The organism is Sutterella sp. (assembly GCF_052272535.1).
Taxonomy (GTDB): domain Bacteria; phylum Pseudomonadota; class Gammaproteobacteria; order Burkholderiales; family Burkholderiaceae_F; genus Sutterella.
In genome coordinates this window covers 1-8,000 of sequence record NZ_DAVZJY010000107.1, presented here as the reverse complement: position 1 = coordinate 8,000, position 8,000 = coordinate 1, and the positions used below count along the sequence as shown (strand labels likewise).

At 65.0% G+C, this 8,000-nt stretch carries 5 protein-coding genes; 4 read left to right on the top strand and 1 reads right to left on the bottom strand.

The annotated features are described in order from the left end of the window. Positions 1-61 precede the first annotated feature (61 nt). The 4 genes from ACT6Y9_RS06695 (at position 62) to ACT6Y9_RS06680 (ending at position 5,804) form a co-directional block, all read left to right on the top strand. Positions 62-634 (top strand): FAD-binding protein, encoded by a 573-nt coding sequence (locus ACT6Y9_RS06695; RefSeq protein WP_443743952.1) that lies wholly within the window; start codon positions 62-64, stop codon positions 632-634. A 258-nt stretch (positions 635-892) separates the two neighbouring features. Next, positions 893-2,989, top strand: a complete 2,097-nt coding sequence (locus ACT6Y9_RS06690) for a TonB-dependent receptor domain-containing protein (RefSeq protein ID WP_443743951.1) — start codon at positions 893-895, stop codon at positions 2,987-2,989. A 105-nt stretch (positions 2,990-3,094) separates the two neighbouring features. After that, complete coding sequence (locus ACT6Y9_RS06685; protein WP_443743950.1) at positions 3,095-4,885, top strand: ABC transporter ATP-binding protein/permease; 1,791 nt, start codon at positions 3,095-3,097, stop codon at positions 4,883-4,885. 43 nt (positions 4,886-4,928) lie between these two features. Next, a complete protein-coding gene (locus ACT6Y9_RS06680; RefSeq protein WP_295479934.1) occupies positions 4,929-5,804 on the top strand; it encodes an ABC transporter substrate-binding protein in 876 nt (291 codons plus the stop codon). Between the two features lie 37 nt (positions 5,805-5,841). Here ACT6Y9_RS06680 and ACT6Y9_RS06675 read toward each other — a convergent pair whose 3' ends face one another. Then, positions 5,842-7,908, bottom strand: coding sequence for a cation:proton antiporter (locus ACT6Y9_RS06675; protein WP_443743949.1), 2,067 nt, complete (start codon positions 7,906-7,908; stop codon positions 5,842-5,844). Between the last annotated feature and the right edge of the window lie 92 nt (positions 7,909-8,000).

The window sequence follows — 8,000 nt, the reverse complement described above, 5'->3', positions numbered from 1 at the left end:
ACAAACATTTTGGCCTCGCTAACCTCGCCCTGAAGGACGGGGCTTGTGCGAGGCCGGTTTTTTGGTCAATTCGGACGGCAAGCGCTTCGTGAACGAGCTCGCCAACCGCAAGGTCCGCGCCGACGCGATCATGCTGGAGCAGCAGGAAGGCAAGAAGGCCTTCGCGATCTGCAATGAACCCAACGTCCAGCCCTTGAAGAAGCAGCGTCCCGGGTTCCTGGAGAAGATGCTCGACGCGAAGATCCTCGACAAGTACGACACGGTCGAGGCGATGGCGAAGGGCTCGGGCATTCCGCTCGAAAACCTCCAGAAGACCATTGCGGCCTTCAACGAGGTCGTGAAGGCGAAGAAGGACCCGGTGCTCGGGCGCTACATCAACAACGACCAGGTGCCGATGGTCGAAGGGCCCTGGTACATCGGCGAGTGCCAGCCGAAGGTCCACCACTGCATGGGCGGCCTTTACACCGACAACGACTGCCGCGTGATCGACGTGCGCACCGACCAGCCGATTCCAGGCCTCTTCGCCGCGGGTGAAGCCTCGGGCGGCGTCCACGGTGCGGTGCGCCTCGGCTCCTGCGCCACGCTCGACTGCCTGGTCTTCGGCCGCATCGCCGGCCGCAAGGCTGCCGCCTGACAAACCAAAGGCGGCGCGGACCCTCCCACATCCGGCAGTGTGAGTGAGGGTCCGGCCACAAGCTCAGCCATCAGGGAAGGCGTCGTTCTCCATCACGGATGGGCGACGCCTTCTTCATGTTCCCAATGGACGTCCAAGGCATAGGTGTTAACCCTTAATTTGCGGGTTTGTACTAATGTCTACAGTGTAAACGCTTGCGAGAATCGTTTTCATTTAATGAACAGGGCAGCGAACCGCTGCTCCCTCAAGGTTCTCGACATGCATACCTCACCCACCAACAAACGGTCTCACTTCCGTCCGACCGCACTCATTCTTGCCCTCTGCGCGGCCTCGACGGCATGGGCTGCTGATTCCTCGGAAGACGTCGCCTCGCAGACGGTCCTGCTCGACCCCGTCGTCGTGACCGCCACGCGCACGCCCGAGCCGCTCTCTCAGACGGCCGCGTCTATAGCCGCGGTGACGGACCGCGAAATCACCGAGCGCGGTGCGCAGACCTTCGGCGAAATCTTCGAGGACATCCCGAACGTGATGGTCGAGTCGCCCGAATCGCCGATCTTCACGAGGTTGTCGATCCGCGGTTCTGAATCCAATCAGATCACCTATGTCATCGACGGGGTTCGCCAAGACATGACGACGATGGCCGGCAACCACCCCTTGGGGATCTTCATCGACCCCGAACTTCTCAAGCAGGTCGAGGTGAAGCACGGCGGCGGCTCGGCCCTCTACGGCAACGGCGGCATCGGCGGCACGATCGCCCTAACCACCGTGAGCGCAGCCGATCTGCTCAAGCCGGAAGAAACTTTCGGCGTAAAGGCGAAGACTGGTTATTCGACGGCTTCGCAGGAACTGATGGGCAGCGCCTATGCCTTTGGTCGAGCCAACGCCGTGGACTACATCTTCGGCGTCTCTCAGCGCCATTCGGGCAACGAAAAACTCTCCGACGGCAAACGGTCGGAGAGGGAGTCCGACACGAAGAGCACTGCCGTCTTCGCCAAGGCGGCCATTTCGCCCACCGACGCCTCGACGCTTTCACTCGCCTACAACTACGACAAGTTCGACACGTTCTACCTTTCGCCGGAAAACGGCGTCTACGACCCCGACCAGACGAACGACTACGGCTACGAGCAGCACCGTGCCGTCGCGTCCTGGCTCTATGAGAACGGCCCGTGGTGGGATGTCCGGGCCAACCTTCAGTACACCAAAGCCCGCTACAGCATGGATTTGGTGGTGCGGATGCCGATGATGGGGCTTCAAGGCGTAGGCAACAGCGACGACTTCGAGTCCTGGAGCGGCAATCTTCAGAATACGTCCCGATTTGACTTCGCCGGCATGAACCATCAGCTGACTTACGGCGGTGACTTCTCCCGCAGCGAGCAGGACTCCCTGCAGTACAACCCGTTCACATTCGGCGAGAGCATCAAGGATCCCAGCCGTCCGGACGCCAAGTCGCTCGACTTCGGCTTCTTCATCGAGGATGAAATCGCTCTTGGCGATCAGCTGACGATTGCGCCTCAGATCCGCTACTCGTACTTCAAGCGCGAGGCCGCGGGCTTCGACTCCTTCTCCGACGGCAAGGTGACGCCGGGCCTCACGGTGACGCTCAAACCCATGGAAGGCCTCTCCTTCTGGGCCTCCGCCAACGAAGGCTTCCGCCCGCCCATCATGGACGAGCTCTACTACTCCCTCTCCCACAACCCGCAGTTCTTCCCGGTTGTTGTGTATCCGAATCCGGATCTCAAGCCGGAGAAGTCGTGGAACTACGAAGTGGGCATGAACGCCGCCTTCTCGGGGCTCGCCGCCGAGAGCGACGCGCTCAATGTGAAGGCCGCGGTCTTCTACGACGATGTCAAGGACTTCATCAATATTGCTTCATGGTACGGCGATGATGGCCTCACAACCTGCTATCAGGCTGAAAATATCGGTCACGTCTCCCGCAAAGGCGTTGAACTTTCTGCAAAGTATGCCGTCGGGAACTTCAACGCCGACTTCGCCTACGGCCTGGTTCATGTCGTCGACAAGGAAGCAGACAAGCGCGTTTCAGGCATCACGCCTCAATCCGTAAAACTCCAGCTCGGCTACTCCATCCCCAGGACGGCGCTTCATCCGTGGTACCGCTTCAACTGGTACGACGCCGCCGACGGCGACAAGGCAAAGAACACCGCATCCCCCCGAACGAAATACGGCGCCTTCGCCACCCACTCCGTCGGCCTCACCTGGACGCCCAAGATTCCGAACTTCTGGGACTTCACGGCCGGGCTCGCCATCGAGAACGTCACCGACGAGAAGTACCGCTTCGTCAACGGCTCCTACGGCTACGGCCGCGCCGCCCGCGTCTGGGTGACGGGACGCTTCTGATCCTCCCGCCTTCGTCCTTGACTCCGGGAACCGGCTCCCCGAGCCGGTCTCCGGGCCGAAGACGGGTCATCTTTTCTCTCTTTTCCCGCAAACTCCCGCCCCCGAATGCCGCCCCCTACGCCAACCGAGCCGCACGACGGCATTCCCTCCGCCACCTCCGGCCCCGCCCCGCGAAGCGGCTCGCAGGTCCTGCGACAGCTGCTGCGCTCCTGGCTTCTTTCCGCCTCGGCCCTGCCCTGGTGGCTCCTCTTCGCCTTCCTGCTCGTCTCCAACACCGCGAGCGTACGCTTGAGCGTCGCATTGAACGAATGGAACGGGCGCTTCTTCAATGCGCTCCAGAAGGTCGACGCCCCGGCGATCTACGACGCGCTCTTCGACTTCATCTGGCTCGCGGCGGTCATCATTTCGCTCTTGGTTCTGGCGCAGTACGCGAAGAACCGGCTTCTTCTGTCGCTGCGGCGCGAGCTCACCTTCCGCCTGATCGACCGCTGGCTCTCCAATGCCGGCGCGCACTACGTACTGCGCGAAAGCGGGCGGGAACCCGACAACCCCGACCAACGCATCATTGAGGACGCCCGCTCCCTCATGAGCCTCGTGGTCAACCTCTCACTCTCCTTCATCGAGTCCGTCCTCACGATCGGCTCCTTCTCGCTCATTCTCTGGAACCTCTCGGGCTCGATCACGGTCCTGGGCTTCACGATTCCGGGCTACATGTTCTGGGTGTGCCTCTCCTACACGATCGTCGCGACCCTCGTCACGCACTGGATCGGCCATCCGCTCAAGAACCTCAACTTCACGGGCCAGCACAAGGAGGCCGACCTCCGCTACGCCTTCATCGAAAAGCGCCGGTACGCCGACGCAATCGCGGGCGCGCAGGGCGAGGCGCGCGAGCGCGAGAACCTCAAGACGCGTTTTCTCGAGCTCTACGACGTCCTCGTGCACCTCGTGAAGAAGCAGCGCGACCTCGACTTCTTCACCGTCGGCCTCGGCCAGGTGACGCACCTCGCCCCCATTTTCTTCGCGCTCCCGAGTCTGCTTGCCGGCACGATTCAGCTGGGCGGCCTCATGCAGATCCGCGGCGCCTTCACCGACGTCGCGCGGTCCTTCTCCTGGTTCATCTTCGCCTACGACGACCTCGCGCGGCTCGCGGCCACGTGGGAGCGCCTCGCTCACCTTCTGAACGGTCTCGCCGAGGCCGAAGAAACCCGCCGGCGCATCGAGGGGGCCGCCGAGGCGCTGCCGCCCGCTGAGGCCGCAGCGGGCGAGACGGCCCAAGCCCGCCTCGTCCTCACCCTTCCGCACGAAGAGGACGAAAGGAGCGGCCTGCCTGCGCGGCGCACGGCCTTCACGCTCGCCGCCCGTCGCGGGCGGCTCGTCTTCGTCACGGGCGAATCGGGCGCGGGCAAAAGCACCTTCCTCAAGACGATCGCCGGGTTCTATGAGAACTTCACCGGCGTTCTCCGGAAGAGCGGCGGCGAAACGATCTTCTGGGTCCCGCAGAAGCCCTATCTCCTCAAGGGCACGCTCCGCGAGAACCTCGCCTACCCGGCGCCGCCCGAGAGCCTCCCGGACGAGGCGTGCATGAAGCTTCTCGCCGACATGGAGCTCGGGCATCTTGCCCACAGGATCGACGAAGCGGCCGAGTGGGCGAACGTCCTTTCGGGCGGCGAGCAGCAGCGCGTGCTCCTCATCCGTGCGGTTCTGGCGCGCCCCGACCTGCTGCTGCTCGACGAGATGACCTCCGCGCTCGACGAAGATGCGGCCGCGCGCATCCTCGCGCAGCTCCGGACCCTCCTCCCCGAAACCGCCGTCGTGATGGTCTCCCATCAGGACGGCCTCTCACGGCATGCGGACGCCGTCGTACGGGCGGAACCTTCGCCCGCACCCGTGCCGTGAAATGCCCCCCTTCAACAACGACCCTCCCAAAGAGAAGAACAACATGCTCAACGTCTACACCCCGTTCCCCAGGTATGAAAACGCGATCATCGTCGGCGACACCGCCGCCGAGGCTTTGGCCGCGCTGCGCATCTACGGCCGTGGTCTGGTGGGCGGCGACATCCCCGCCATGGAGGTCTGGCACCCGACCGAAAAGATGCTCGAGTGCACGAGCTGCGCGATCCACGACCGTCCCAGCATTCTTGAGTCCGCCGCCCGCCGCATCGACGCGGAGTACATCCTGCTCGAAGAGAACGGCGACCCGCACCTCAACCCGATCGTCATGAAGGAGCCCTTGGAGGCCGCGGGCTTCACCGTCAAGGTGCTCGACGTCAAGGGAGAGGCGCTCGAGGTGGTCGCCCGCGCGGCGGCCCTCTACGGCGAAGAGAAGCAGGCCGAGCGGATCGCCCGCGACTATGAGGAGCGGCTCGCCGCGGTGAAGGCGAAGCCCGCGCTCCCGAAGCTCAGGGTGCTCACGCTCCTCGGCATCCGGCATCCGATCGAGGACGCCGTCTACTGCCTTGCGGCCACGCGGCGCTCGGACCTCTCCGCGGAGATCGTCGAGGCCCTGGGCTGCGAAAACCCGGTGGATGTTCCGGAGAGCTCCGAGCAGATCCGCGGGATGTATTCGCTCTCCGAGCAGTCGTTGGCGGACCTCATCCTCGCGAGCGCGCCGGACGCCGTCGTCCTCTCGGGCGATTCAACCGCGGCCTGGAAGTTCGTCAAACAGGCGCTTGAACTGCGCCCGACGATCGGCGTCGGCAAGGCCTTCCGCCGCCATGCGCTCATTGCGCTGCCGTGGTACTGCCGCCCGATGGGCTGGCGCATGCCGCGCGTGCTCGAAGTCTGGTACGGCGCGCTCTCGGCGCTCGCCCGCTGACGGAAACGGCCGGGCAGCCCGCCTCACGCCCGTCCGCTCAATTCTTCGGGCGCTCCGCGTCCGGATCGAGGTTCTCCGCGAGCGAACGCGCGGTCTCTTCGCCGGGCGTGCGCTCGGCGGCGCCGCCCTGCTTGTCGTTCTTCTCCGGACGGCCTCTGAGCCAGCCGGCGAGCCTCCTGCCGAAGCGCACGGCGCTCTCACGGGGCGAGAGGTGCTCGGTCGTATTGCGGCGCACGGTCTCCATCGCCTCGCCCGCGACCTTCGCGGCGGCGGCCTGCAGCTCCCCGGCCTTCTGGTCGGTGGCGGCCGCAGCCTCGCCGCCCCGCACGGCGTTGACGCTGCGGCGGTACTCGGCGTCCAACTGCTCGCGCACGGTCTTCATGCGCTCGACCTGGTTGTCCTCGTCCTCTTCGTGCTTCACGAGCTCCTCGACCGTGACGGCCGCGAGCGTGATCGAGGTCATCAGCGGCTCGCAGAGGATCGAGAGGTTCTTGTCGGAGGCGTTGAAGAGACCCGCGGCGTCAAGGCTCTTCACGAGCACGACGATGGGAAGGGTTTTGTTCAGCTGCCGCGCGGTGTCGTAGATCTGCTTGGCGGCGACGGGCGGGGTCGACGGAATCACGAGGACGCCCGCGCTCATGAGGTGCGCCTGCACGAGCACCATGGGGTCGGTGGGGTCGCCCACGATCACGCCGCAGCCGCGGGCGCGCAGGTCGTCGATCGGGTCGGAGGGCTTCGCCACGACGATGGTGCGGCGCGCGGACTCAAGGAGCGTCTTGATGAGCTCCTCGCCCGTGTCGGACCACCCGATCACCACGACCTGGCCGTCGAGGAGTTCGCGGGGCGTCCCGGCGGGCAGCTGCGAATACGGGGGCTGCCTCATCGCGGCGCGCTTCGCCCAGGCGAAGCGGTGCACGAGGAGCTTGGTCAGGTGGGGTTCGAGCCAGAAGAGAATCGGGTTCACGGCGATCGTAATGATCGAGGCCGCGACGATCACGCTCATCATCGTCTGGTCCACGAGCTTGAGCGCAATGCCCTGCCCCGCGAGGATGTAGCTGAATTCGCCGATCTGCCCGAGGCAGGCGCCCACGGTGAGGGCGGTCTCAAGAGGCCAGCGCAGCGCGATCACGATCCCGAAGGAGATCGACATCTTGCCCACGATGATGATGAGGACGACGAGGAAGATCTCCCACGGGCGCTCGAGAAAGATGTGCCCGTCGAGCATCATGCCGACCGAGACGAAGAAGAGGACCGAGAAGGCGTCCTGGAGCGGGAGCGAATCCTGCGCCGCGCGGTGCGCGTACCGGCTCTCCTGCATCACCATGCCGGCGAAGAAGGCGCCCAGAGCGAAGCTCACGTCGAAGATCGCGCCCGCGCCGTAGGCGATCACGATCGCGCAGCCGAGAACCGTGAGGGTGAAGAGCTCGCGCGAGCCCGTAAGCGCCACTTCGCGCAGCACCCACGGCAGAACCTTGCGGCCGGCGACGAGCATCAGCGCGACGAAGACCGCCGCCCAGGCGAGGGTCTTCGCGACCTCGAGCGCCACGCTCATCGCCGAGACGTCGTGCGAGCCGTGCACCACCGCGGCGAAGGGCGGCAGGCACACGAGGAGCACCACCGAGAAGAGGTCCTCCATCACGAGCCAGCCGATAGCGACCTGGCCGTTCATCTCGCTCGTCAAGTGCCGGATCTCCAGGGCCTTCGTCACGACGACGGTCGAGGCGCAGGAGATGGAGAAGCCGAAAAGCACCGCCGCACCGATGTCCCAGTGCCAGAACCCGATCGCGACGCAGGCGCCCAAGGCGGCGGCCACCACCATCTGCCCCGTCGCGCCCGGAATGGCGATGCCCTTCACGTGCACGAGGTCGCGCACCGAGAAGTGCAGCCCCACGCCGAACATCAGGAGCATCACGCCGATTTCGGCGAGCTGCTCGAGCATCTCGCCGTTTACGGGCGGCAGCCCCGGGAGGATGCTTACGGCGAGCCCCGCGACGATGTAGCCGACGAGGGCGGGAGACTTGAGGAAGCGTTCGGCGAGGTAGCCGAAGGGGAGCGCAAGACCGAAGCCGGTGACAAGGCTCGTGATGAGCGAGTAGTTCTGCACTTTGCTCTGAAGACCGAGGACGTGGTGAATACAAAGCGGGGCGGGCCCGCGGGGAGTTTAGTCCCGCCTTTTCGCCCGCGACCGAGGTCCGA